Consider the following 22,829-nt stretch of genomic DNA (forward strand, 5'->3'; position numbering starts at 1 on the left):
CACCTCATGCCGGACCGCCCGGGCCGGCGCGGACCGGGCCGGCCCGGGACGTGGCACTGGCGGTCCGGGCCAGGCCGGGCATCGGATGCACGACCACGTCGGCGGTGACGAGGAGGTCGAGACCGTCGGGCGTGCACGAGACGAGTCGGGCGCCGTTCGCCTCGACGATCATCGCGGCCCGGGCACAGGCCGGACCGGCTCCGTCGAGAGTCCGGGCGGCCCCGGCCAGCGCCCCCAGGTCGGCCGCCACCTTCGCCTGTCGGCCGGCGACCCGGGCCGCGCCGACCGCGGCACCGGCGATGCCGGCCGCCACGAGCAGCAGGCCGACGGCCAGCACCCACAGCGACGCACTGCCCCGGTCGGATGGGGCCGCGTACGTCGGCGGACCGGCGGCGGTCATGGGGCCGGCTCCGGCAGGTCGGGCTCGACAGCGGCGACAGCGGTGGCGGTCACCGTCAGGCGTGGCAGGCGCGCGCCGAGGGTGCGTACCGGCGCCCGCACCGTCGCCACGACCGTGTCGCCCCGGACGGACACCGAGACCGCTCCGCCCGGCGGGGCGGCCCGTTCCCCCGCCGCCGTTCCCGGCTCGCCGCGGGAGGCGGCCAGCGCCGCCTCCCGCGCCGCGTCGACGCATTGCGCCTTCGCGGTGACCGCGTCGACCGCGGTGAGTCCGACCAGCAGCAACAGCAGGAGCGCCGGCAGCCCGGCCGCAGCCTCGACGGTGAACGAGCCTCGGTCGCGGCCACCTGACCGGCGCCGGATCACTTGAGCGCCCGGTCGATCACGGCGGTGAGCGCGGACTGGACGTTGCCGGAGGTCAGCACCTTGAGCAGGATGCCGGCGAAGGCCACGGCGGCGAGAGTGCCGACGGCGTACTCGGCGGTGTTCATTCCGGCGTCGCCCTGGAGCCGGGCGATGAGTTTGCGCATGGCGGGTTCCCTTTCCTCGGTCGGGTTACAGCACGTCGTCGAGCACGGCGACGATCACCGGCACCAGGCCGGCGAGAATGAAGGCGGGCAGGAAGCACAGCCCGAGCGGCAACACGATGAGCACGCCCGCCCGCCGGGCCGCCGCCTCGGCGGCGACCGCCCGGTCTGCCCGCAGGTCGTCGGCGAGCCGGGTCAGCGCGCCGGCCAGGGCGCCGCCGCTGCCCGCCGATCGCACCGCCGCGGCGGCCAGCCGCTCGGCACCGGCCACGGGGGCGAGGTGCGCCCACGCCTCTTCCGGTTCGGCACCGAGCCGCAGCGATCGGGCGACCGCCGTCAGCCGGACGCCGAGCGGACCGTCCAGGGCCTGCGCCACGGCGCTGACCGCCCGGTCCACCGGCGCACCGGATCGCAGCGCCGCGGCGAGGAGATCGGCGGCCAGCGGCAGGTCCGCCAGCTCGCGCAGCCGTCTCGCCCGCTGCGCGGCCGGTTCGAGGCGGCGCAGCGACCGGTCGAGCCCGACGGCGACGGCGACGCCGGCCGCGAGTCCGCCCCAGCCACCGAGTACGACCGCCGTGGCCAGCCCACCGAGCACGGCACCGGCGCGGACGACATCGGGGCGTCGTGGAGCCCGTGGGTGAAGATCGCCGAGCACCTGGACGAGCCGGCGCCTGGTCGCCGTACGGGCCGGACGGCCGGGGAACACGACCAGGAGGGCGATCACGGCGAAACAGCCGGCGGCGACGATCGGTGCCAACATCAGGGCACCCGGCCGGGAATGCCGTCACGGGTGGTCGGGCGTGCCGCCGCGCCGGCCGTTGCCCGGACCGGGGTGTCGTGGGCACCGCCCGGTGCGGACGCGGCGGCGGTGCCGCTCTGCGCCACGGTGGCGGGGCCGCCTGTCCGGTCCAGGATGCCGGGGCCGCTGGTCCGGTCCGGTGCGTTCACCAGCCGGTCCGTCCAGCTCAGTCCGGCGACCTGGAGCGCGACCGCGCCGAGTGCGCAGGCGGCGCCGATCGGGGTGTGCAGAAGGACGGCGAGCGGGTCCACGCCGATGCCGTAACCGAGAGCGATACCGCCGACGGGTAACCCGGCCAGGAGGTAGCCGGTGGCCCGGGCACCCGCCGCCTGCGCCGCCGCGGCGGCCCGGGCACGATCCATGGCCCGCGCGTCCGCCTCGATCCGTTCGACCAGCTCGGCCAGGGGCGCACCGGTCTGCTCGGCGAGCCGGGCCGCGGCACCGGTCAGCCGGGCGAGCCGGTCGTCGCTGCGGGTGGCCCGCTCACGGGAGGTGGCGGGCGCGGCCGTGCGGGTGGGTGGGGTGGTCGGGGCCAGTAGGGTGGCGGCCGGCAGTCCGGCACGCAGGTCGGCGGCCAGCCCGCACAGGTCGTCGAGGGCTTCCCGGTGCCGCCGGGCGGTTTCGCGGGCGGCCCGGCCGCGCAGCACGGTGCGTGCGGCAAGCCAGCCGTAGACCGCCGCGACCGTCGCGGCGACCGGCCCGCCGGCGAGCCCGCCCGGCACCGCCACCACCACCGCGGCGAGCAGGGCCGCCCGACCCGGCGGCAGGGCGTCGAGGGTCAGGTGGCGGCCGAGCCGCCGGGCCGCAGGGGCTGCCCGGTGACCGACCAGTCCGGCCCAGCGGACCCGCCCCTGCCTGGCGGGCCAGCCGACCACGGTCGCGGCCGCGAGGAGGCTGGCGGCGGTGAGCCATCCGTTCATGCGCGGCCACCGTCGATGGTGGCGGGAACGGCGACGCCACGCTGGGCGAACAGCCGGGCCAGCATGGGTGCGCCCGGACCTGCGCCCGGCCCGTTGCGCCAGGCCGGTACGGCGGTCACCAGCCGGTCCGGCCCCGCTGGCAGGAGCAGGCAGATCGCCTCCAGCACCCGGCCGTCGCGGGTACGGCGTACCTGGATCAGCACCTGGAGCGCGGCGGCGACCTGGGCGTGCAAAGCCGCTCTGGGCAGGCCGCCGAGCAGGCCGAGTGCCTCCAGTCGGGCGGGTACGTCGGCGGGTGCGTTGGCGTGCAGGGTGCCCGCTCCGCCGTCGTGCCCGGTGTTCAACGCGGCGAGCAGGTCCACGATTTCGGCGCCCCGGCACTCGCCGACGACCAGCCGGTCGGGGCGCATCCGCAGGGCCTGACGTACGAGGTCGCTGAGACCGACCGACCCGACTCCCTCCACGTTGGACGTACGGGCTTGGAGCGCGACCACGTGCGGATGGACCGGACGCAGCTCGGCGGCGTCTTCGACCAGGACGATCCGCTCGTGCGACGGCACCATGCCGAGCAGCGTGTTCAGCAGCGTCGTCTTGCCCGAGCCGGTCCCGCCGGTCACCAGGTAGGCGAGCCGGGCGGCCACGATCCCGGCGAGCAGCGGCTCGGCCTCGGCGGGCACCGTGCCGCAGCCGACGAGTTCGGCGAGGGTGAAGGGGCGCTGCCGGAAGGTACGCAGCGACAGGTACGGCCCGGCGACGGCCACCGGCGGCAGCACGGCGTGCAGCCGGGTGCCGTCGGGCAGCCGCGCGTCGGCGTACGGCGCCCCGTCGTCGAGGCGGCGCCCGCAGGCGGCGGCGAGACGCTGTGCCAGCCGCCGTACGTCGTCGACCCCGCCGAGCGGCACCGCCACCCGGCGCAGTCCTCGCCCCCGGTCGACCCAGACGTCGATTCCGTTCACGAGAATGTCGGTGACCTCGGCATCGGCCAGCAGCGGGGCGAGTGGACCGGCACCGACGAGATCGTCGTGCACCCTGGTGGCCAGGCGCAGCAGCGCGTTGTCGCCGAGGACCGCCGCACCGCCGTCCTCGCGTACGGCGGTGACGACGGCGGCGGGTGTCACGTCGGCGCCCCGGGTGACGAAGTGCCGCCGGACCCGTACGGCGAGGTCGGTGCCCTGGGCGGACGGCCGGGCGGGCCGGATGCCGGTCATGCCGCCGCCGCGTCGGTGCCGGTGACCTCGGCGACGAGCCGCTGGCACAGTTCGGCCAGCGGGCCGCGTCCGGTGGCGGCGGGGGCCTCGCCGCGTTCGAGCCCCCGGCACAGGCCGGGCTCGGGGCGCAGCGTCCCGGCCAGCGGCATCCCGAGGGCGCGGGCGATCTCCCGGCCCTTCAGGCGGCCGGGTGCCGGGCCGCGCACGATGGCGGCAAGGTTGGCACTGTGCACGGCCGCGGCGGCGGCGACCCGGGCCGCGGCGGCGGTGGCCCGCAGTTCGGCGGGCACGATCACGAAGGCGTGGTCGGCGGCCTGGAGCGCGACGACCGCCGCGTCGTCGAACTGCCTGGGCAGGTCGACCACGACGATGTCGCGACCCCGCCGGCCGGCGTCGATGGTGGCGGCCATCGCCTCGGCGGGCAGGTCCAGCAGGTCGCCGCGGTCCCAGGAGAGCATCACCAGGTCACCCCGGCTCGGCAGGGCCCGGACCAGGGCGGGCACGTCGACCCGGCCGTCGGCACGGGTGAGCGCCGGCCAGCGCAGTCCCTCCAGTTGCTCCCAGCCGAGCACCAGGTCGAGGCCGCCGCCGAGGGGGTCGGCGTCGACGAGGAGGGTACGCAGGCCGGCCCGGGAGGCGGTGATCGCCAGGCCGCCGGCGAGCACGCTGGCACCCGCGCCACCGCGGCCGCCGACCACGGCGACGATCCGGCCGGTGGCGGCGCGTTCGACGACGGGCTCGGCGAACCGGTCGACCAGCCAGGGTTCGGCCGCCGGGAGCAGTGCCACGTGCTCGGCGCCGATCAGTTGGGCGATCTCGAAGACCGTGTTGTCGGCGCCGGAGCGGCCGACGAGCACCAACCGGGGGCGGCCGGGCAGCCGGGCGCGCAGGCAGGGCTGAACCTGGTCACTGCCGACGAACACCAGCGGGGCGGTGCTCCAGCGCGACCGGGCGGCGGCGGGATCGGTGGCCACGTCGACCTCGCGGCCGCCGGCTGCGGCGAGCCGGAGCAGGTCGTCGAGAAGGTCGGTGTCGGAGGTCACCACGAGCGGGAGCCGCGGCGCGGGGCGGACGGACGTACGGGGTGGCATCGCGCTCCTCCAACGGTCGAGTGCGGTAGGGCACAACCGTGGCGGAGCGGGGGCGGCCGGTGCAGCCTGCGATGGCGTACCTGTGGATAACCGACCCGCCTGTGGACAACGCTGAGGGTCGATGGTGGATCTGCTATCGGAGCGGTGACGAAGTACCCTTCGGGGGACGCACCAGACTCATGATCGACAATGTGGCGCTACCCGATTCGGCACCTCGCAGGCGGCGTGGGAGCGCTACCCCGGGAAATGGGACGACCCCCGTCGGGGGGAAACGGTTTCTACAAACTGCGGACAGTTGGGCAGCAGCAATAAGACCTGTTCAAGTGGCTGCCAGCGTCATCCGTTGCCGTCTACTGTCAACCGCTACCATCGCTTCTGCTGACGATCCGCTGACTTACCTTCCCCACCACGCAGGCGCGCACCGAGTCGGGGGAAACCCCGTCCTCGGTGCGCGCCTGCGTGTCTTGCGCTACACCTCGCGCGTCTCATCAAGAATCCAACGAATGTACTCAGGATTCCCCGAGGCAATCGGCAGCGCGATTACGCATGGAACGTCGTAGGGATGCTGCGCTCCAGCCTCTTCAACTATCTTGCGCACCAAAGCACTTCGGGTATGGAGTGCAACTCTCGCCTCACGCTCATCGTGGACTTCTCCTCGCCAGCGATAGATCGAGCGAATCGACTCCACATGGTGCCCGCAGGCTGCAAGTCGCTCGTCCACGAGATGCTTGGTAAAGGTCGCCAACCATTCGGCACTCGGCCCCGTGATTACAACCTCACACACATCAGTGGTCACGCTAATCCACCCTGCCTTTCAAGGTCTTGAATGACGCCCGTCGCACCTTCAGCATCCTTCGCCATGCCACCCCAACCGGAAACGACTTTGCCGTCATGACTCAACCCAACCCAGCGACCGGACAACCTTTGCCCATGCGGGTGCAGAACGAAATACATGGTGCCCTTAGAGCGAACTGATCCATCCATTGCGGCATACCAACCCATCAAGACTTCGTTATCCCAGAGCCGCAATTCGCCGCGCCAATGGTACCCACCGTCTTCGACGGAAATTCCTCGGGTCACCGTTTGAACCTCTATCAGGTCACCCTGTTGACGAAACTGCACTTCCTGCAAGGTGATTACCTGCTCACCGTCCTTAAATGTCTGCCATGACGCCCACCATTCTCCAGATAGGTCAATCCGGTGGCTTGGGATACCTGCCAACTCGCCAACCGAGATCTTTAGGGCATTAGCAATCGCAACGGCAACCGAAAGTAGGGGTTGCTGCTCCCCCGCCTCGTACCGCCTGATCTGCCGCTTGTCTACGCCGGCAGCCTCAGCGAGGTCCGCCTGCGAGAGCCCCAACTCGGCCCGGCGGCGCCTGAGAACTTCTGACATCTCCATGCACCCATCATGAGGGACGTTCTAGTCCTCGCCAAGCGGACGGGGTAGTCATCGAGGACACACAAGTCCTTGACAGGGGACCATCTAGTCCCCCAAGGTAGGGGGAGAACTGGTCCCCACGGGGACCAAAAAGACCTCGGCGGGGCGGCTACCCCACCGAGGCCGACACATCCACCCGTTCCCCTTGGAAGGACAAGAAGATGCAGGTCAAGCGTAGCTCCATCATGCCCAAAAACGGCTGGTCGCTGTCTGACTTGTCGGCGATGTCCACTTGTGAGGTGGTGGCGTTGGCGCAGGCGGGTGAGCGTGAGGCGGTTGGGGAGTTGTTCCGCCGGTATGGGCGGCGGGTGTTCCTGTACGCGGTGAACCGGTGCAACGGGGACCGGATCGCGGCGGATGACGTGGCCGGTGAGGTCTGGGCGAAGGTACTCACCCGGATCGGGGCGTGGGTGCCGAGGGAGGGTGGGGACGCGGACAACTTCGTGCGGTGGCTGTTCGGGATGGTGCGCTGCACGGTCGGGGAGACGCGGGCCGCGCGGTGGACGCAGATGCCGGCGGCGGTGCCGGGCGCGGCCCCGTTGGACGAGATGGGTTGGCTGCTGGCCGACACCTCGGATGAGTTCGACGACTTGGACGAGTGCCCGGCGAAGGCGGAGATGCTGACGCAGCTGCGCGCCGAGATCGAGCGGTTGTCGCCGCTGTGCCGGTCGGTGGTGCGGCTACGGATGGACGGTGCGCCGGTGGAGGAGATCACCGCCGCGCTGGGAGTGACGACCAAGCAGGCCAACGACGCCTGGCGGCGGGCGCAGGCGCAGCTTCGGCGGCGACTGGTCGGACGCATCGATGTGGAGTCGCTGTCCGACGCGGAGCTGACGCAGCTGCGGACGCTGGCCCAGGAGTTGCCGGAGGTTTCGCGGGAGGTCGCGGTGTTGCGGCTGGCCGGGATGAGCGTGCCGCAGATCGCGGCGCGTACGGGCGCGTCGCGTCACCAGGTGCACAACGCGTGGCGGCACGCCGAAGACCTGCTGCGCAAGCTTCAGGACGACCCGCAGGCCACCCGTGCCGCCCGTCCGGGGCGGGTCGCGGTGTGGGAGAAGGAGCGTGACCGGCTGCGCGGCGCGGCGCAGTCGCTGCCCCCGGCGACGCGACGCATCGCGCTGATGCGGCTGGACGGGCTGACCCACCCGCAGATCGCCGAGCAGATCGGCTGCACCTCCGGCACGGTCGCCTCCACCTGGAAGCGGGCGCTGGACACGTTCACCCGCGCCGGCCACCTCCCGATGGCCGCCTGAGCCGGGGCATCCGGCTCGGACGACGGTCAACCTGCACGATCGCGCCCCTGGCGGCGGTGGTTCCTTGATAACTCCACAGTGGATACCAATGTCCGTCGACACGCTGTCGACAGCGTGTCGACGGACCCGACCGGAACCGGCCCCGGCCGGTCTGCTTCCGGGCGGAACCGGCGCAGTGCCGGTCTACTTCCACCCGGAAGCGGCGCACGGTCGATCTGGTTCCGGTCCGGGTCCGGCGGACCCTGGAAGCGGAACCACCGGAACCGGATCGGCACTGAAGCGGAACCGAACCGGAACCGGTTCTACCCGTCCGGTCCCGATGCCGGGGCGGGGGCATCTCGTGGTTGCGTTGTTCATGCTGCTCCGGGTTGCCGTAGACCCGGGTTCCAACATCATCGCCGGCCGGTTCTGTCAGCGGTTCTCCGGTGACGGTTCGGGCCGGGCCGGACGCCTGTCGGGGTTGCCGGACTTCGTTGCCGGTCCGGCGCGCGGACTCGCGTGACCGACGTTGGTCCTGCGTCTGTCGGAGATGGTGAACCGGTTCCCGGCGCGGTCCGGGCCGGTTCGCGGGCGGTTCTCCGTTGCTCTGCCGGCGGCGGCGGTGCAGCCCGAACGTAGGGCTGGTGAACCGGTGGTGAACCGTGCAGGGGCGGGGGTGGTCCGCTCGCCCCTGCGTGTGTCGTGCTGGCAGGGTCAAGGGCAGTGACGGCCGGCTTCGCCGGGCTCACTTCTGCGGGCCGATGGCCCGAGGTCGGCACCGGGGCGGCCCACGACCGGACATCACCGATGGTGACCGTCGAGGTGTCGAAGCGCTGAAACACTCGTGGGTGGCGGGAAACCATCTCCGCAACTCCGCAACTCCGCAGAACTACACCTTGACCAGGAGAAACCTTCTGCGGAGATAGCCTCCATCGAGGATCTTCCATCTCCGCATCTCCGCAGAACTGCGGGGATGAACCCCGGTTTGCGGAGATGGCTCGACCGGTCGGGGATTCATCTCCGCAACTGTTTGCCCAGCTCACAGCCAGGTTTGCGGAGATGCGGAGATGCGGAGTGTGTTTCAGCCCCGGTTTGCAGGAGCAACGGCCGCGAGCATCTCGACCACCCCGAGCACGTCTACCGAGGGTCACCGCCCCGAGTTTCCGCCGGAAACCCGCTGAACCATCTCGGCATCTCGGCATCTCGGCAGAACCGGCCCTTGACCAGCACGGATGCTCTGCCGAGATCTTCTCCATCGACAACCGGCCATCTCGGCATCTCGGCAACCAGACTGCCGAGATCAGAGGCACTTGCCGAGATCTCTTCCCGACCCGACGAAGATCTCGGCAGACGTTCTCCCAGGTCACAGGCACCTTTGCCGAGATGCCGAGATGCCGAGATGGTTCAGCCCCACCGACGCAGACACATCCCCGACACCGCGGCGGAACGCTTCTCGTTGCCGACCAGATCCCCGGCGGGGGGCCGGAAGGCGTTGACACGTTGACACCTGGCCCATCTAGCGGCGTTCTCCCAGCTCAGAACCCCTACGAAGGTGTCAACGGGGACCGTTGACAGGCGTTGACAGCGTTGACACCCCAGGGTTGCCTAGCGGGTCGCTGTCAACGGTGTCAACGCCTGTCAACGCCGGGCGTTGACACCTTCCCGAGCACTCTGAACTGCGCAAACTGGCCCGCCGGGGCCGATTGTCAACGTGTCAACGCCTCCCGACCCCTCCCGGCGACAGCTTCCCAGGAACGACCTAATCCCGGCTATCGACCCTAAACGGCTGATACCCGCCTGCCGCCGATCGGGGAAGGAGATGACCCCCGCCGAGGTCCGGTAGGCCAACGTAGGTTGCCGCAGTCGGGCCGGGGGTAGCCGTCCCAGCCGTCCCAGCCGTCCCATCGCAGCTCAGGGCCGGGACGGCTCGCAAGCTGGGACGGCTTGAGCCGTCCCAGGCCCCGCTCGCGTCCCGGGCTGTCGTCGTGGCGGCACTGGCCCGCTGGGACGGCTCAAGCCGTCCCAGGAAAAAAGCCGTCCCGGGGCTGACCTGCACGGGGACGGCTGGGACGGCTGGGACGGCTGCCCCCGGCGGCAGGCTGACAGCGGCTCTCTCGGGCCGCATGAGGTCAGGGCAAGGAGATGCCCCCGCCCCGGCGTACCGCGGCAACGGACCGCGCGCCCGCCGTGGAATCCACGGAGAATCCACGGCGATTCCACGGCCCCTGACCTAGGCAAACCCGCCGTGGAATCCACATGAAATCCACGACCAGGCGGCTTCCGTCACCGGCCCGTCGACGGGCATCCGTCACCGACCGACCCACCCGCAAACTCTTTCATTTGGGCACGTCGTTGTTTGCGGGGCTCCTTCGACTCTGGAGTAACCACATGACAAACGTAACGCCGGCCGCCACCACAAACGCCGCTCCCACCATGAACATGAACCCGTCTTTCCGACTTCCAAGGTCGAAGAACAGCCTGCTCATGACCTGAACCGTGGTTGCCAACCCAATGAACAAGCACGACAGCCCCAACAACCGTGGCGCGCTCAGACGCCGTCCTCGCCACAGGATCGCATCGGCCCGATGACGACTACGCGCCAGGATTGCTATACCGATGACGCCAAATAGCCCGGCAGCAACGCCACCACCAGCGATCAGCGCTATATCCACGGTTCTCACAGGGATCACGGTACGGCACGACGACATAGTTCCCCCTCAACCATTCGGCGCCACCTATCCAACCAATGCAACCGCTCTAGCAGTGATGAACGCCTGCGGTGGATACGTCACCGCCCCGGCGGCCCGCCGGCAGGCATCCGTCACGCCCGCCCCGGTCGACCAGGTCGGCTGTCAACGCTGTCAACGCCAAGTCGTCCCAGCCGTCCCGCGCGGCGGGGGCATCTCCCCGCCGAAACCGACCGACCAACTCGTCAGCAACCCGACCAACCGGCCCTCTCAGAACCTCTCAGACAGATCGGCGCATACCAGCACACCAGACAGGTCGAGATCTTGCGCCTACGGGGCTCTCAGCGGGCCGCCCACAGCCAACCTGCCACCACCGGCCCCGCACCCTCCACCCCGGACCGTCGACAGCCGAACGGCCACCAGCGGCCCGCACAGCCGCCCCGCCGACCGTTCCTAGACCTAGGCCACCAGCCCCCTAGACCTAGGAGACGACCTAGAACCACAACCCGCCCGCCACCAGGCCACTAGGGATCTAGGACCACCACACCGACCACCCCGAAAACCCGCCCACCGCCGGCCCGGGCCGACACCCCAGCCGCCCCCTAGACGCCCGACCCCGGCGGGCCGCTGGCGCCTCCCACAAACCGGCGTAGAGGGTCCCACACGGCGCCTCCCACAACTGTGGGACTCCCACAGCGCGTGCCACCCCCCGTGGGACCCGCTGACCTGCATGTGTCAGGCGTGGGACTCCCACACGAACAGGGGGGTTTCGGCCCCAAAACCAGCCCCGACCCCCCTGCCTTCACCCCCTCCCACGCCTCCCACAGCCCCATACACGCCCGCCCTCGGTCGGCGTGACGCAACCCTGTCGGCCAGCCGACCCGAGCGGTGACGAAAGCCGCCAGGCCGACAACCGCGGTTGCCACCACACCCACTCAGCAGGCCACCCGCCCGGGTCGCGGCCCGCCCGCGACTGGTCGCGGCAACGCGACCCCACCCGCGACCCACCCCACCAGCACCAACCCCCGCCGGTCGCGGGTCGCCCCCGGGCACCCCGCGCCAACCGAAACCCGCCCACCGCACCACCACGCGGCGGCCCGCCCCGCGACCGCTACCCGCTGAACCACCGGTAGCGGCCCGGACAGAGGTAGCGCGAACGCTACCCAGCCGCTACCCAGCCCCACCTGCACCAACCCCCGGCGGTAGCGGTAGCCGGGGGTCACCTCCTACCGCACCGAACCCCGCCCCCGCCCGCACGGCCAGACCCGCACCAGCCGCTACCCGCAACCGGAAGGACACCCGATCCCGTGAGCAACGTCGTCCCGTTCACCGCCCGCACCGACCGCCCGCAGCTGCGCGACACGACGTCAACCCCGGTTGTCACCAGCCGCGCCAGCTCCACCCCGACCCCGATCGGCCGAGCCGTCTACACCGTCAAGGAAACCGCCCACATGCTCTCCCTCTCCCTCGGCTCCACCTACGCCCTGATCCGCTCCGGCGAGATCCCCGCCATCAAGCTCGGCGGCCGGTGGGCCATCCCCAAGCGCCGATTCCACGAATGGCTCGACAACCTTCCCGAAGCCACCACCGACGACGTACGCCGCGAACTGGACCGCCTCGACCAGGCCGACACCCGACACCAACGACGCAACGCCTGACCGACCGTAACCAAACCCACCCCACCCCGGAGCCGCTAGGTCTAGCACCACCACCCGCTAGACCTAGCGGCTCCGCTAGCACCCAAACCACCCACCCACCAGACACCTAGCGCCTAGCAGCACCACCACCCCCACCCCGCCAAACCCCTCCGAACGACGACCGGCACGCCCCCGGCCAGCCGCTAGGCCACCAACCCGAACCGTCACCGAACGTGACGCCACCGACCTTCACGCCACCTGTATAGCCCTACACACGCCCGCCTTCACACCCGTATAGCCCCACACAGCCTGTAAACCCCTCTGACCAGGCCGTGAAGCCGTGAACCCCACACACCACACAGGGGGTCCACCAGCAAAAACCCACCCGACACCCCCACCTTCCCCAACCGCCTTCACGCCTTCACAACCCCACCCGCCCCACCCACAAGATTCGTAACCGTAAGTAGCAAGCAGCACGCGAGAAACAACGCAGGTAGAGGTGCTAGCGCAAGCACCCCCGCTTGCTAGCGATAGCACCCCTGCTAGCACCCCAAACCCCACTCCGCCAGCGGGTTAGCAGATAGCAGCCAACCAGGGACAACGTCCCCAACCCCGTCACAAGGCGATTCCCGCCCCATGAACCGCCGCCTGGTAACCCGCCAATCAACCCTGCCCGCACTACCCACCGTGAACACGATCAAGGGAGCTACCAGCACCATGGGACACGTCGTCAAAACCCCCGCCGGCACCTTCCGCGCCAACTGGCGCGACCCAGCCGGCCAGCAAAAGGCCAAAACGTTCAAGACCAAGAAGGAAGCCTCCGCGTTCCTGGCGGAGATCGAAGGCAGTAAGAACCGAGGCACCTACGTCAGCCCGCACGCGGGCCGTATTCGGTTTCAAGATTTCGTTGATCGATGGTTGGCCGGTCGGGACGTGGAGGCGCGTACGGCGGAGCGGACGTTGTCGATGCTGCGAAGCCACCTGTTGCCTCGGTGGGGAAAGTGGCAGATAGCCCAAATTGACTACCTCTCCGTTCAGGAGTGGGTGGTGATGCTGGGAAAGGTCCTAGCGCCGACCACCGTGGCGAAATGCCATGGCCTAATGCAAATGATTATGGAAGCCGCTATCAAGAACCGCATGATTGCCGCTAATCCGGCAGTTGGCGTCAAACTTCCGCGTAGTACCGAAAAGCGGCCACCGCGAGCGGTTGCGCTCACCCGAGAGCAGTTCTTCGGACAACTGCTCCCGGCGCTTCCGATCGAGCATCGCGCGATCGTGGTTGCCGCAGTAGGGGCGGGGCTTCGGTGGGGCGAGTGCGCCGGGCTGCCGTGGGCAGCCGTCGACCTGGCGCAAGAGCGCCTTACGGTGACCCAGGTCGCCGTCGAGACGCACGCGTCTGTGACGCTTCGGCCCTACCCGAAATCGCGGGCGGGGCAGCGAACGGTGCCCATGCCGGCTTTCCTGGTCGCGGAACTGATCCGCGTGTTGGGCGCTTTGGAGTCGGAGCCTGCCCCGACCGACCTGGTGTTCGCCACCCACACGGGTACGCCGCCGCGCCGGTCGAATTTCCGGCGCCGGGTATGGGTCCCCGCACTCCTGAGGGCCGGACTGCCCCCGGCCCTCAGGTTCCACGACGTCAGGCACTCCTACTCGACCTGGCTCGTGTCGGCGGGCGTGCCGGTCAACGCCGTGCAGCGGGTCATGGGGCACGCCAAGGCGTCGACCACGCTCAACCTCTACACGCACACCCCGACTGACTACGAGGCTCGCGTACGGGCCGCACTGGAGGGAGTTGCTGACGATCCGCTGACGATCCGACCGACCAACGACGATGACGGGGAGGGAGACAGCGGGAGCGGAAGCCTCGTACCTGCGTAAACCCATCTACGGGGAGGCATGGTAGCGCTCCCTCATATAGGGACGACCCCCGTCGGGGGGAGACGGGGGTCGTCTTGAGGTTCGGCTCCGGGGGGGTCGAGCCGAACCCACTCAGCGGTCACGGGGGGTGCAACCGCTGAGGGTCAGTCGGACGAGCCGATCACACAGAACTCTGTCGCGATTACAAGCATGCCTGAGTGGACCGGTGCGCGTCGAGTGGCGTTTACCCCAACACGCGGCACCGGCTGACACCGGGCCCGGGATCGACGGCCGCCACATCGCTGACCTGCGTATCAGGATTCGCAGGCCGACGGGGCGACGACCATGCCCCCCGTGCACCCGCAGACCATAGACCATCCGGCTAGACTTGCGCGCCGTGGGCCGAAGTGCCGCGTTTTTCGATCTCGACAAGACCGTGATCGCCAAGTCCAGTGCCTTGGCGTTCGGTCGGCCGTTCTACCGCGACGGCCTGATCACGCGACGAGACGTGGTCAAGTCCGCGTACGCCCAGTTGATGTTCCGGTTGGGCGGCACGGACGAGCAGACGATGGCGCGCACCCGCGACTACCTGGCGACCCTCTGCAAGGGGTGGCAGGTCGACCAGGTCCGGCAGATCGTCGCGGAGACCCTGCACGAGCTGATCAACCCCTACGTTTACGCCGAGGCGGCCGCGCTGATCGAGGAACACCAGGCGGCCGGCCGGGATGTCGTCCTCGTGTCCGCCTCCGGCGAGGAGATGGTCCGGCCGATCGGCGAACTGCTCGGGGTGCCGGACGTCATCGCCACCCGGATGATGATCTCCGAGGGGCGTTACACCGGCGAGGTCGAGTTCTACGCGGCCGGCCCGGCCAAGGTCGACGCGGTCGGTGAGCTGGCCAAGGCGCGCGGTTACGACCTGGCCGAGTGCTTCGCCTATTCCGACTCGTCGAGCGACATTCCGCTGCTGGAGTGCGTGGGCCACCCGACCGCGGTCAACCCCGACCGGACGCTGCGCAAGCTCGCGTCGGAGAACTCGTGGCCGGTGCTGGAGTTCCGCCACCCGATCCCGCTGCACCGCCGGTTGCGTGAGCGGCCGGCCGTACCGGTCGCCGCGGCGGCGATCGGGGTCGGCGTCGGGGTGGCGATCGGCATCGCCTGGTACGGCCGCCACCGCCGGACCCGCACCGCCTCGGCCTGACCCCGTCCGGGGCGCCGCACACCGCCCGCTATCCGGCGGCGAGCACCTCGTCGCCGACGGCGGTGAGCTGGTCGGCCCCGACCTCGATCGCCGCGGTGTAGTGCCGCAGCCACGCGCGCACCCCGTCCGGCGTTCCGGTGGCGAACGCGCCGGCCGCGCCGACGTACTCGGGTTCCCGCTCGCGGTGGCCGACGTCGACGGCGACCAGTCCACGTGGGTCGAAGCCGGTGGACAGCAGGGTCAGGCGCGCGGCGGCCCGGGCGACCACGCCGGACGGGCCGGCGAACGGGCGCAGCGCGAGCAGTTCCCCGTGCACGACGGCGGCCAGCACCAGCGGGGAAACCGAGGTGCCGCCGGTGACCAGGGCGGACAGGGCGTCGAGCCGGGCCGCCGCCGGCTCGTCGGGGGCGCCGCCCGCCGGCCGGCCGAGGGCGTCCTCGGCCACGGCGCCGCGGGCCGCGAGCACGTGCAGGCGGGCGAGCACCTGCCGGGGCGCCTTCGGCCAGAGGTCGGCGAGGCCGGGCAGGGCGCCGGCGACCCGGAGCGCCCCCTGCGCCACGGGATCGGTGACGGTGCCGGCGCGAACGGCCTCCCGCTCGTGGACGTACCCCTCCAGGGCGGCGCTGGCGACCGCGGACCGCAGGCTGATCTCGGCGGCGACCTGGCCGCCGTGGCGGCGTAGGGCGCGGTGCCGCAGAGCCTGGTCGACCCGCTCGCGGGCCCGGTCGAGGGCCGGCGCGACGTCGGCCAGGGCGAGAAGCGGGGCGAGCGGGTCGGCGGTCACGCTGCCACGCTAACCGGGTCCGTCGGTGGCCAGCGGTTCGGGTACGAAACAAGGGCTGCGTGATTGCGCTCGTAAGTGGCAAGATTCGATCAGGTGTGGCCAACCGGCGCGCAGCACCCGCGCATCGGCCCGGCCCCGCCCACATCGACCACCGCGACGACCACGCCCACCCCGCCCCACGTCGGCGGCAGCGGCGGACCGGCCGGCGCGCGGCAGCGGCCACTCGGCGCGCCGTCCCGCCTCCGGCCCCGCCTGCTGTCGCACCAGTCCGGACATCGCAACTAACCTCGCGATGGAGACGCAAATCACGTGACGCACGAGGAGCCTTACGCATGAGCGAGACTCTCGAGAACCTGCTTCAGGAGACGCGGCAGTTCGAACCCCCCGCGGCACTCGCCGACGCCGCAAACGTCACCGCCGCCGCCTACGCCGAGGCGGCCGAGGACCGGCTCGCGTTCTGGGCCCGCCAGGCCGGTCGGCTCGACTGGGCGAAACAGTGGGACGAGATCCTCGACTGGTCGAACCCACCGTTCGCGAAGTGGTTCGTCGGCGGGCAACTCAACGTCGCCTACAACTGCCTCGACCGGCACGTCGAGGCCGGCCGGGGCGACCGGGTCGCGATCCACTGGGAGGGCGAGCCGGGCGACACCCGCACCATCACGTACGCCGAACTGCACCGGCTGACCAGCCAGGCCGCCAACGCGCTGACCGACCTGGGCGTCACCGCCGGCGACCGGGTGGCGATCTACATGCCGATGGTCCCCGAGGCAGCGGTCGCGATGCTGGCCTGCGCCCGGATCGGGGCGACCCACAGTGTCGTCTTCGGCGGCTTCTCGGTCGACGCGCTGTCCAGCCGGATCGCCGACGCCAGCGCCAAGGTCGTCATCACCGCCGACGGCGGCTACCGCCGGGGCAAGCCGTCGGCGCTGAAGCCGACCGTCGACGAGGCGGTCGCCAAGTCGCCGACGGTGGAGCACGTGCTGGTCGTACGCCGTACCGGACAGGACGTGGCCTGGACGGACAAGGACCTGTGGTGGCACGAGACCGTCGAGACGGCCAGCGACCAGCACGAGGCGCAGCCGTTCGACGCCGAGCAGCCGCTGTTCATCCTCTACACCAGCGGCACGACGGCCAAGCCCAAGGGCATCCTGCACACCAGCGGCGGCTACCTGACCCAGGTGGCGTACACGCACCACGCGGTCTTCGACCTCAAGCCGGAGACCGACGTCTACTGGTGCACCGCCGACATCGGCTGGGTGACCGGCCACTCCTACATCGTCTACGGGCCGCTGGCCAACGGCGCCACCCAGATCATGTACGAGGGCACCCCGGACACCCCGTCGAAGGCCCGCTTCTGGGAGATCGTCGACCGTTACAAGGTCAGCATCCTCTACACCGCGCCGACCCTGATCCGCACGATGATGAAGTGGGGCGACGACATCCCGGCCGGCTTCGACCTGTCGTCGCTGCGGGTGCTCGGCAGCGTCGGTGAGCCGATCAACCCCGAGGCGTGGATGTGGTACCGGGAGAACATCGGCCGAACCCGGACCCCGATCGTCGACACCTGGTGGCAGACCGAGACCGGCGCGATCATGATCTCGCCGCTGCCCGGCGTCACCGCGACCAAGCCGGGCAGCGCGATGAGCCCGCTGCCGGGAATCGCCGCCGACGTGGTCGACGACCAGGGGCAGTCGGTGCCCAACGGGGGCGGCGGCTACCTGGTGCTGCGCGAGCCGTGGCCGTCGATGCTGCGCACCATCTGGGGCGACGACGACCGGTTCGTCGAGACGTACTGGTCGCGGTTCGAGGGGATGTACTTCGCCGGCGACGGGGCCAAGAAGGACAGTGACGGGCACCTGTGGCTGCTCGGCCGGGTCGACGACGTGATGCTGGTGTCCGGCCACAACATCTCCACGACGGAGGTCGAATCGGCGCTGGTCAGTCACCCCTCGGTCGCCGAGGCCGCGGTGGTCGGCGCGACCGACCCGACGACCGGTCAGGCGATCGTGGCCTTCACCATCCCGCGGGGCAGTGTGGACACCGCCGGCGACGCGGGCGAGGCCCTGATCCAGGAGTTGCGCAATCACGTCGCGAAGACCCTCGGCCCGATCGCGAAGCCGCGCCAGATCATGCTCGTACCGGAACTGCCGAAAACCCGCTCCGGCAAGATCATGCGCCGGCTGCTGCGTGATGTGGCGGAAAACCGGTCACTCGGCGACGTCACCACGCTCCAGGACTCGGCGGTCATGGATCTGATTTCCTCCGGCATGCAGTCCGGAAAGTCCGACGAAGACTGATTTTCATCGTCGACGGTGAGTGGGTCCTGACTGAGGACTCACTCACCGTCGGTCTTTTGGCAGGCAGACACACCTCCGGGGGCCAGCCGCACGGGACTGAACATCCGATGGATGTGACATATGGGGCAGCGACTGCGAATTTCCTGCAACAAACTGACGTCGGTGACTTCCCACGATCCCCATCAGTGTTTAGGTTTCTCAATGGCCCCATAAAACAGGGCCGTCCCCCGACCCCTCTAACCCCCGTCGGGTCGGTTCCCTCAAACCGGAGGTACCACGTGCGCAGAGTCGCAGTGGGGCTGCTCGGGCTCACGCTGACGGCGACGTCGAGCTTCGCGCTCAGCTCGCCGGCCTATGCCGCGCCCCCGGCACAGACGCCGGACGCATCCCCGTCGGTTTCGGATCCCGCGCCCTTCCACGACGAGTTGCCCAACCCGCTCGAAGACAAGCGCCGTGAACTGCGCCAGCAGGGTCTCACGGACGTTCTGACCGGCCGCTCGACGCCGGAGAAGCGCAACGGCAGCACCGTCGTCAAGGTCGGCGAGACCACCGGCAACGGGCCGGCCGGCCGCAGCGCCGGCGCCCGCAAGGCCGGTGGAGCACAGACCACCGATCAGTACGTCGAACTGTCCCGTGAGAAGACCGACCGGATCTTCGTGATCCTGGCCGAGTTCGGCAACGACCGGCACCCCAGCTACCCCGACATCGACAGCAACCCCAACGTGCCGGGGCCGATCCGTTTCGACGGTCCACTCCACAACGAGATCCCCGCCCCCAACCGGGCGGTCGACAACTCGACCGTGTGGCGCTCCGACTTCAGTGCCGACTACTTCCGCGACCTCTACTTCGGCGAGGGCGCGGGCACCGAGTCGGTCAAGCAGTACTTCGAGGCGCAGTCCTCCGGCCGCTACAGCGTCGAAGGCACCGTGACCGACTGGGTCAAGGTCAACTACAACGAGGCCCGCTACGGCCGCGACCTATGCGGCAGCAACGTCTGCTCCAACGTCTGGGCGCTGGTCAAGGACGCCGCCAACCAGTGGGTCGCCGACCAGAAGGCCGCCGGCCGCACCGACGCGCAGATCGCCGCGGACATGCGCGAGTTCGACAAGTGGGACCGTTACGACTTCGACGGCGACGGCGACTTCAACGAGCCCGACGGCTACATCGACCACTTCCAGATCGTCCACGCCGGTGGCGACGCCGCCGACGGTGACCCCTGGCAGGGCGAGGACGCCATCTGGAGCCACCGCTGGTACGCGTACAACAACCTCGTCGGCCTCGACGGCCCGGCGACGAACCCGCTCGGCGGCACCCAGATCGGCAGCACCGGAATCTGGATCGGCGACTACACGATCCAGCCGGAAAACGGTGGCCGCAGCGTCTTCTACCACGAATACGCGCACGACCTCGGCCTGCCGGACGACTACAACGTCCTCAGCGGCGGCGACAACAACAACGAGCACTGGACGCTGATGGCGCAGAGCCGCCTCGGCGCCCCGGGCGACGGCGGCATCGGCGAGCGCGGCGGTGACCTCGGCGCGTGGAACAAGCTCCAGCTCGGCTGGCTCGACTACGAGGTCGTGGTGGCCGGCCAGAAGCGCACGCTGGAACTCGGCCCACAGGCCTACAACACGAACAAGGCGCAGTCCGTCGTCGTGGTGCTCCCGCAGCGGGAATACTCCTTCGACCTCGGCGCACCGTTCGAGGGCACGAAGCAGTTCTTCTCGGGCAACGAGAACGACCGCAACGACTCGCTGGCGACCTCGATCGACCTGACCGGCAAGACGTCCGCGTCCGTGTCGCTCAAGGGCCGCTACGACATCGAGGCGGGCTACGACTACCTCTACTTCGAGGCCTCGTTCGACGGTGGCTCGACCTGGACGGCCCTGCCGTTCACGGTCAACGGCACGCCGGGCGGCACCGACGGCGGCAGCCGGCCGGCGCTCGACGGCAGCTCCGGCGGCGAGTGGGCGAACATCAACATCCCGCTGAACGAGGGTGCCGGCAAGGTCGTTCCGTTCCGGTTCCGCTACGTGACCGACGCCGCGGTGGCCGACGGTGGCTTCTTCGGTGACGCGATCACCGTGACCGCCGACGGCGCGACGCTGTCCACCGAGGGCGCCGAGAGCGGTGCCCCGGGCTGGACCCTGGGTGGCGAGTGGGCGATCGTCAGCGAGAGCGACACCCGCCTGTTCGACAACTTCTACATCGCCGGCCACCGGACGTACACCGGTTACGACAAGTACCTCGAAACCGGCCCGTACTTCTTCGGCTACGCCAACACCCGGCCGGACTACGTCGACCACTACGCGTACCAGGAAGGTCTCCTGATCTCGTACTGGAACACCCGGTGGGCCGACAACGACACCTTCGCCCACCCGGGTGAGGGTCGTAACCTCTACATCGACGCCCACCCGCGGCCGATCTACAACCTGACCGGCCAGCCGTGGCGGGCCCGGGTCCAGGTCTACGACGCGACGTTCAGCCTGCGGAAGGCCGACTCCTTCACGCTGCACCTGAACAGCCAGCCGCAGTACATCCGTGGCCAGGCCGCGGCCCCGCTGTTCGACGACACCAAGAAGTACTTCTACGACGAGCTGCCGAACCACGGCGTCAAGCTCCCGGCGACCGGTGTCAAGATCCGGGTAGTGGAAGAGAACGGCACTTCGATGAAGATCCGTATCTCCTGACCCACCTCGGTCCACCGGCGGCGCCCGGGAAGGTTCTCCTTCCCGGGCGCCGCCCCCGTTTTCCGAGCCGGCCCGACCGGGAACCGTACGGCGGTCCGCCGAGTCCAAGTAGTGTGTCCACGATGCGTCGCACCGCTGCCCCGCTCGCCGCTGGACTGACCCTGTTCGCGCTGGTGGCGGCAGGTTGCGCGAACGATCCGGACGGAGGCTCCGTGACCGATCAGTCGCCGCCCCCGGCGGCCGCGGCGTCACCGCCGTCACCCGAACCGACACCGCAAGGCTCCCCGTCCGGCGTCGCGCCCTCCGGCCGGACCAGCCCACCACCGCTGTCCAGCACCGACCTCCCGACGCTGCGGCCGCCGAGCGGGCCACCGCAGAAACCGACCGACCAGCTACCGGACTCGATCGTCACCGGGCTGGTCGTCCGCGGCGGCAACGGACCGTGCTTCGGGGTGCAGAACGACGACGGCAAGCTGTACGCCCTGCACAGCTCCGAAGGTGTCCGGTTGCAGGAGGGCACGTTCGTCCGGGTCAAGGTCGAACCGCTCCTGCTCCGGATCAACTGCGGTCCCGGCGAGCACCACAGCATCGTCGAAGTGATGCCGGTGCGCTGACCCCGCGCCCCGGCCGGCAGTCGCCGTCAGTCCGCCGGCAGCAGCGCGGCCAGGTCGAGCCAGGTGTAGTCGTGCCCGCACGGCGGCCCGGCCGCCAGCCCGAACCGCCGCCCGTCGAGGTCGAGCAGCACCGAATAGACCGTCTCCGAACGGTCGAGCGGCGCGTCCCGCTCGTCGACGTGCCGGCAGATGCCCAGCGGGAAACTCGCATGGTCGCGGAAGACCCCGATCAGGTCGTCGGCGCCCACCTTCCGAGTAGCCGCCGGGTCGGCGAGCAGGCGCCGGGCACGCGCCGACCGGAACAACGACGAGCCGCCCCACTCCTTGATCGTGTCGAAGACCGGCAGCCCGGTCTCGAAGTGGTTGGCGTGGGTCACCAGGCCGTCCACCGGATGCAGCCAGCCCGCCTCGCCCGGTGCGAGTTCCAGGTCGATCAGTTCACCGCCGTGGTCACCGGCCTGGCCGAGCACCATGTTGATGGAGGCGTTGCGCGGGCTGCGGCAGGCCGCCCGCAACGCCCAGGCCAGGCTGTCGGCCTCCAGCACCGAACGGAGCAGCACGTGGTAGGGCACACCGGGTGCTCCGCCGCCACGGGGCAACCCGTCACGGTCGCAGCCCAGCATGTTGATGCAGACCCCCACGCCGGCCGAGTTGAGCCCGGCCTTCGCCAGCATGCCCGCCTCGGCCAGCGTCACGACCGCGTGGCCCCGCTCGTCCCGGGTCGCCAGCAGCACCGTGGCCTCCCGCTGGGCCGGATGCCAGTCCCAGTTCTGCCCGATCAGCAGGCTGCCGGTGGCGGTGTGCGTACCCAGCACACCAACCGCGGTGCAGCCTCCGTCACCGCCGTCGGGGCGTACGCCGTAGATCAGTTCGGTACGCCCGTTCAGCGCGTAGATCTCCTCGACCGAGGCGCCCGCCCCCTCGGCGACGCCGTCGAGCATCTCGGCGACCCGCGGGTGGTGGTCGAGCGTCGTACGCCGGAACCCGGCACCGGCGACACGAACCGCGGCGGCGTCGAGACCGGCCTGCTCACGGAACCGGCGCAGATAGAGGTCGAGGTTGGCGGCGACGAGCGCACGGGCGGCCCGCCCGTAGGCGGCACCGCACTCGGCGGGCGTGCCCTGGACGCTGACGACCGGCACCGGAAGGTCGGCGTACGTCGTGGCGGGGTCGACGGTCATTCGAGCACCGTAACCGCCGCCGGCCGCCGGGGAGAACCCGTATTCGCCGAGCCGGGCCGCGATCGAACGTAACCCGCTGATCAGGCCCTAGGCTGGCGCCGTGAGCGAGCGTAGCGAGCGAACCGTCAGGCTCAGTCGAGAACACGGTGGGGCCGAGCGAAGCGAGGTGACACCGTGAGCGAGCGTAGCGAGCGAACCGTCAGGCTCAGTCGAGAACACGGTGGGGCCGAGCGAAGCGAGGTGACACCGTGAGCGAGCGTAGCGAGCC

19 protein-coding genes are annotated in these 22,829 nt (G+C 70.3%); 7 read left to right on the forward strand and 12 right to left on the reverse strand.

All coding sequences use genetic code 11. From position 1 onward, the window contains the following. Positions 1–4: 4 nt before the first annotated feature. The 9 genes from AB0M79_RS18215 to AB0M79_RS18255 form a co-directional block, all read right to left on the reverse strand. The gene (locus AB0M79_RS18215; protein ID WP_364214641.1) at positions 5–400 is read right to left on the reverse strand and encodes an Rv3654c family TadE-like protein; all 396 of its coding nucleotides are present in this window, start codon (positions 398–400) and stop codon (positions 5–7) included. Continuing rightward, positions 397–762: a TadE family type IV pilus minor pilin gene (locus AB0M79_RS18220; RefSeq protein ID WP_364214936.1), complete on the reverse strand. Its 366-nt coding sequence runs from the start codon at positions 760–762 to the stop codon at positions 397–399. Before AB0M79_RS18220 ends, AB0M79_RS18215 begins: the two co-directional genes overlap by 4 nt. Further along, the gene (locus AB0M79_RS18225; protein ID WP_212824267.1) at positions 762–929 is read right to left on the reverse strand and encodes a DUF4244 domain-containing protein; all 168 of its coding nucleotides are present in this window, start codon (positions 927–929) and stop codon (positions 762–764) included. The genes AB0M79_RS18220 and AB0M79_RS18225 overlap by 1 nt, the downstream gene beginning before the upstream one ends. Before the next feature lie 25 nt (positions 930–954). Then, positions 955–1,686: a type II secretion system F family protein gene (locus AB0M79_RS18230; protein WP_364214644.1), complete on the reverse strand. Its 732-nt coding sequence runs from the start codon at positions 1,684–1,686 to the stop codon at positions 955–957. Then, positions 1,686–2,645: a hypothetical protein gene (locus AB0M79_RS18235; RefSeq protein ID WP_364214647.1), complete on the reverse strand. Its 960-nt coding sequence runs from the start codon at positions 2,643–2,645 to the stop codon at positions 1,686–1,688. Before AB0M79_RS18235 ends, AB0M79_RS18230 begins: the two co-directional genes overlap by 1 nt. Further along, complete coding sequence (locus tag AB0M79_RS18240) at positions 2,642–3,853, reverse strand: TadA family conjugal transfer-associated ATPase (RefSeq protein ID WP_364214650.1); 1,212 nt, start codon at positions 3,851–3,853, stop codon at positions 2,642–2,644. The genes AB0M79_RS18235 and AB0M79_RS18240 overlap by 4 nt, the downstream gene beginning before the upstream one ends. Continuing rightward, positions 3,850–4,896, reverse strand: coding sequence for a septum site-determining protein Ssd (gene ssd, locus AB0M79_RS18245; protein ID WP_364214939.1), 1,047 nt, complete (start codon positions 4,894–4,896; stop codon positions 3,850–3,852). Before ssd ends, AB0M79_RS18240 begins: the two co-directional genes overlap by 4 nt. A 517-nt stretch (positions 4,897–5,413) precedes the next feature. After that, positions 5,414–5,740 carry a divalent-cation tolerance protein CutA gene (gene cutA / locus AB0M79_RS18250; protein WP_364214653.1) on the reverse strand — a complete coding sequence of 109 codons (327 nt, stop codon included), beginning with the start codon at positions 5,738–5,740 and terminating at the stop codon, positions 5,414–5,416. Then, the gene (locus AB0M79_RS18255; protein ID WP_364214656.1) at positions 5,737–6,345 is read right to left on the reverse strand and encodes a helix-turn-helix transcriptional regulator; all 609 of its coding nucleotides are present in this window, start codon (positions 6,343–6,345) and stop codon (positions 5,737–5,739) included. Before AB0M79_RS18255 ends, cutA begins: the two co-directional genes overlap by 4 nt. Positions 6,346–6,608: 263 nt before the next feature. Here AB0M79_RS18255 and AB0M79_RS18260 point away from each other — a divergent pair, with 263 nt between their 5' ends. Further along, positions 6,609–7,637 (forward strand): sigma factor-like helix-turn-helix DNA-binding protein, encoded by a 1,029-nt coding sequence (locus AB0M79_RS18260; RefSeq protein WP_364214659.1) that lies wholly within the window; start codon positions 6,609–6,611, stop codon positions 7,635–7,637. A 2,315-nt stretch (positions 7,638–9,952) separates the two neighbouring features. Here the strand turns inward: AB0M79_RS18260 and AB0M79_RS18265 are convergent. After that, a complete protein-coding gene (locus AB0M79_RS18265; protein WP_364214662.1) occupies positions 9,953–10,297 on the reverse strand; it encodes a hypothetical protein in 345 nt (114 codons plus the stop codon). A gap of 1,313 nt (positions 10,298–11,610) precedes the next feature. On the opposite strand from AB0M79_RS18265, the gene AB0M79_RS18270 reads away from it, so the two are divergent. From AB0M79_RS18270 to AB0M79_RS18280, 3 genes are all read left to right on the forward strand, one after another. Then, entirely contained in the window at positions 11,611–11,961 is a 351-nt protein-coding gene (locus AB0M79_RS18270) for a helix-turn-helix domain-containing protein (RefSeq protein WP_364214665.1), read from the forward strand. Positions 11,962–12,627: 666 nt separating this feature from the next. After that, positions 12,628–13,818 carry a tyrosine-type recombinase/integrase gene (locus AB0M79_RS18275; RefSeq protein ID WP_364214668.1) on the forward strand — a complete coding sequence of 397 codons (1,191 nt, stop codon included), beginning with the start codon at positions 12,628–12,630 and terminating at the stop codon, positions 13,816–13,818. 376 nt (positions 13,819–14,194) lie between these two features. Beyond that, positions 14,195–14,995, forward strand: a complete 801-nt coding sequence (locus AB0M79_RS18280) for an HAD-IB family hydrolase (protein ID WP_357538185.1) — start codon at positions 14,195–14,197, stop codon at positions 14,993–14,995. Between the two features lie 28 nt (positions 14,996–15,023). On the opposite strand, the gene AB0M79_RS18285 is transcribed toward AB0M79_RS18280, so the two are convergent. After that, positions 15,024–15,779: an oxidoreductase gene (locus tag AB0M79_RS18285; RefSeq protein WP_364214672.1), complete on the reverse strand. Its 756-nt coding sequence runs from the start codon at positions 15,777–15,779 to the stop codon at positions 15,024–15,026. Positions 15,780–16,111: 332 nt separating this feature from the next. Here AB0M79_RS18285 and acs point away from each other — a divergent pair, with 332 nt between their 5' ends. The 3 genes from acs (at position 16,112) to AB0M79_RS18300 (ending at position 21,380) form a co-directional block, all read left to right on the forward strand. After that, a complete protein-coding gene (gene acs, locus AB0M79_RS18290; RefSeq protein WP_364214675.1) occupies positions 16,112–18,076 on the forward strand; it encodes an acetate--CoA ligase in 1,965 nt (654 codons plus the stop codon). Between the two features lie 293 nt (positions 18,077–18,369). Continuing rightward, entirely contained in the window at positions 18,370–20,766 is a 2,397-nt protein-coding gene (locus tag AB0M79_RS18295; protein WP_364214942.1) for an immune inhibitor A domain-containing protein, read from the forward strand. Positions 20,767–20,978: 212 nt separating this feature from the next. Then, positions 20,979–21,380, forward strand: coding sequence for a hypothetical protein (locus tag AB0M79_RS18300; RefSeq protein WP_364214678.1), 402 nt, complete (start codon positions 20,979–20,981; stop codon positions 21,378–21,380). Between the two features lie 26 nt (positions 21,381–21,406). Here AB0M79_RS18300 and AB0M79_RS18305 read toward each other — a convergent pair whose 3' ends face one another. Further along, positions 21,407–22,561: a C45 family peptidase gene (locus tag AB0M79_RS18305; RefSeq protein WP_364214681.1), complete on the reverse strand. Its 1,155-nt coding sequence runs from the start codon at positions 22,559–22,561 to the stop codon at positions 21,407–21,409. Positions 22,562–22,829 lie beyond the last annotated feature (268 nt).

It is taken from the genome of Polymorphospora sp. NPDC051019, from assembly GCF_040683055.1.
Lineage (GTDB): Bacteria > Actinomycetota > Actinomycetes > Mycobacteriales > Micromonosporaceae > Polymorphospora > Polymorphospora lycopeni.